This is a genomic window from Arthrobacter sp. H20 (assembly GCF_000520515.1).
Taxonomy (GTDB): Bacteria; Actinomycetota; Actinomycetes; order Actinomycetales; family Micrococcaceae; genus Arthrobacter_D.
The window spans coordinates 23,380-26,779 of sequence record NZ_KI914737.1 but is presented as its reverse complement, the minus strand read 5'-3'; the positions used below and the strand labels follow the sequence as shown (position 1 = coordinate 26,779).

Annotated in this window: 3 protein-coding genes; 1 reads left to right on the top strand and 2 read right to left on the bottom strand. The window is 64.1% G+C overall.

Translation table 11 applies throughout. From position 1 onward, the window contains the following. Positions 1 to 2,133 (top strand): S41 family peptidase (locus Y703_RS23130; protein ID WP_035764869.1); only part of this gene is annotated, 2,133 nt, incomplete at its 5' end. Between the two features lie 19 nt (positions 2,134 to 2,152). On the opposite strand, the gene Y703_RS0111790 is transcribed toward Y703_RS23130, so the two are convergent. Both Y703_RS0111790 and Y703_RS21635 read right to left on the bottom strand, forming a co-directional pair. Next, a complete protein-coding gene (locus Y703_RS0111790) occupies positions 2,153 to 2,584 on the bottom strand; it encodes an OsmC family peroxiredoxin (RefSeq protein ID WP_026552855.1) in 432 nt (143 codons plus the stop codon). 47 nt (positions 2,585 to 2,631) lie between these two features. After that, positions 2,632 to 3,400, bottom strand: a 769-nt coding sequence (locus Y703_RS21635; RefSeq protein ID WP_173400629.1) for a 2-oxo acid dehydrogenase subunit E2, incomplete at its 5' end; no start/stop codon positions are given.

Sequence of the window (3,400 nt, the reverse complement as noted above, 5' to 3'; positions counted from 1 at the left end):
GCCAGTAACCTGGTGACCAGCCCTGACGGGTCCCGGGTAGCTATGGCAGGCGAAATGGGTCAAATACTGGTACTGCAGGTCGCTGGTGGTGACCTATTCACCCTTGCCTCAACCCACCACGGGGCAGTTGATGACCTGGCATTTTCCCCTGACTCCCAGTGGCTCACCTGGGCGGAACCGGTCACCGGTGAAGGTGCACGCACACGGGTCCGTATTGCCCGTGCGGATGCTGGGGCCCAGGTTCTCGATGTCACCGATGGCCGGTTCCGGGACCATTCACCGGTCTTCACCAGGGACTGCCGCTATCTGGCGTTCCTGTCGGACCGAAGCTTCGACCCGGTCTATGACACCCACCGCTTCGACCTGAGCTTCCCCGTGTCCACCAAGCCCTTCCTGGTGGCCCTCGCAGCTGACACGCCGTCGCCGTTTGGACCGTCGGTGCACGCGGCAAATACAGCCACGTCGGTGCCCAAGGCTGCCGATGCGTCCCACGACGACGCGACCGACGTCAGTGTCGTCGTCGACCCGGATCGACTCGGTGAACGGATCATCGCTGTGCCGGTGCCGCAGGGCGGCTACGAAGGGCTGCGTGCCGTCGACGGTGCCCTGCTCTGGATGGCAGCCGAACGTGTTGGTGTGACCGGCGATGGTCGGGCGACCACCACGGCCAAGGACCCGGCCAAAAGGCTTGAACGCTTCGACCTCACCAAGCGCGACACCGAGACGCTGGTACCCGAAGTCGACACCTTCGAGGTCAGCGGGGATGGCGCCACCCTAGCTCTCATCCACGCTGGAAAGGTGACGGTTGTCCCCACCAAGGGCAAGGTCGACAAGGATTCACCCGACCATGTTGAGGTTGATCTGGGACGGATCCGGGTCCTGCTCGACCCCGTCAGCGTGTGGCGTCAGGCGTTTGACGAGACCTGGCGGCTGCAGCGCGACTTCTTCTGGGCTGAGGACATGGGCGGCATCGAATGGGAGTCAATCCGCGAGAGGTATCGTCCCCTCGTGGAGCGGCTCGGATCGCATGACGACCTGGTGGATGTCCTCTGGGAAATGCATGGCGAACTCGGCACCTCGCACGCCTACGTGACGCCGTTGCTGCTCGGTGAGCCAGGAACAGGCGCCCAGGGCTTCCTCGGCGCGGAACTGGCCCCGACGGTAAATGGCTGGGCGGTGCAGCGCATCTTCGCTGGTGAGTCCTCCGACCCGCAGGCCGTCTCCCCGCTGACCGCCCCGGGAGTTGCGGTAGAGGAAGGCGACATCATCGCCGCCGTGGATGGGATCCCGGTGCCGCTGGCCCACGGCCCAGCAGTCCTCCTCACTGGCGCTGCCGGGCGGATTGTTGAACTGACAGTTCTCCGTCACACGGTGGAGGGCTCCGACGACGGGCAGCCCTCGGTCCGTCGGGTAGCAGTGGTTCCGCTCAGGAGCGAAGAACGCCTCCGCTACCAGAACTGGGTCAACGCCAATCGGGCGATCGTGCACCAGGCATCGGGGGGATCCTTCGGATATCTGCATGTACCGGACATGGTTGCCCGTGGCTGGGCGCAGCTGCACCGCGATCTGGACCGTGAAACCGCCCGAGACGGGCTGGTGGTGGATGTCCGACGCAACCGTGGCGGCCACACCTCCCAGCTCGTCGCCGAGCTGATCGGTAGGAAGGTCACCGCCTGGTCCTTCCCCCGCGGTGAACAGCCGGGCACCTATCCGGCTCACGCGCCCCGTGGGCCGGTAGTGATCCTGACCGACGAGTTCGCCGGGTCCGACGGCGACATCATCACCCAGGTAGCAAAGCTCAGGGGCATTGGACCGGTCATCGGGACGCGAACCTGGGGTGGAGTCGTCGGAATTGACGGCCGGTTCTCCCTCGCCGACGGAACAGCAGTCACCCAGCCGCGCTATGCGTTCTGGATGACCGGCGGCGTCGAATGGGGCGTGGAGAACTATGGGGTGGATCCGGACATTGAGGTGCCGTTCCCTCCGCACGCCTACGCAGCGGGGGAAGACCCGCAGCTTGAGCACGGCGTGGCCATTCTGCGCGAAATGATTTCCGAGCTGCCGACGGATGTACCTCCGGTGCGCACCAACCACCCCCAGCTCAGCCCCGGGCCCCTGCCGCCTCCTTTGTGAAACCGTTACTCCTGCTTGACTAGGACTGCAGAGTCGCCTCAATTGTGATGCTCTTGACCCCGGCCAGCGCCTGTGAGACGGGGCAGCCTGTTTTGGCAGACTCGGCGAGCCGCTGGAAGTCGGCATCCTCGATGTCGGGGATGGCAGCCGTAAGAATCAACCGGATGGCAGTGATTCCCTCACCGGGCTGAAAATCGACCTCGGCCTTGGTTTCGATCCGATCGGCCGTCTTGCCTTCCTCACTCAGCGCCAGGCTGAACGCCATGGAGAAGCAGGAGGAATGGGCAGCGGCGATCAGCTCTTCTGGGCTGGTCTTGCCGCCGGCATCCTCAGAGCGTGCCTTCCACGTGACATCGTAGGTACCGAGGCCAGAGCTGTCGAGGCTGACCTGTCCGCTTCCGGACTGCAGGTTGCCGCTCCAGACGGTGTGGGCTGAACGTACTGTAGCCATAACTGTTCTCCTTAGTGGTTGATAACTGACCGCGGCGGTGGTGCTGATTACAGGCCGAGATCCGATTCGAACGCGCCTGCTTCGAGACGTGCCTTCAGCGACTGCAGGAAGCGGCCGGCGTCGGCTCCGTCCACCAGGCGGTGGTCGTAGGTCAAGCTCAGGTACATCATCGAACGGATAGCAATGGTGTCTTCGCCGTCGGCGGTCACCACGACCGGGCGCTTCACTATCGCACCGGTCCCCAGGATTCCGACCTGGGGCTGATTGATGATCGGAGTGTCGAACAGCGCGCCGACCGATCCGATGTTGGTGATCGTGAAGGTACCCCCGGAGAGCTCGTCCGGTCCGATCTTGCCGCTCCGGGTCCTGGACCCGACGTCGGCGATCTTCTTGGCCAGCCCGGCAAGGTTAAGGTTGCCCGCATCGTTGATGACCGGGACCAGAAGGCCCTTATCGGTGTCAACAGCGATGGCAAGGTGCTCGGCGTCGTGATACGTGACCTCCTTCGCTTCCTCATCGAATGACGCGTTCAGCTTGGGGTGCTGCTTGAGCGCTTCGGTGACCGCCTTGGAAATGAAGGGCAGGAAGGTGAGCTTCGCACCGTTCTGGGCCTGGAAGTTGTCCTTCGCCGAGGTCCGGAGCCGTGCCACCTTGCTCATGTCCACTTCGATGACCTGAGTCAGCTGGGCTGACACCTCCAGGGACTCACGCATGCGCCGAGCGATCGTCTGCCTGATGCGTGGAGCCTTCTCAACAGTTCCCCGAAGTTTCGATGCCTCGGCGGACGGAGCCTCGGCTGACGGAGCCTGCCGCCGA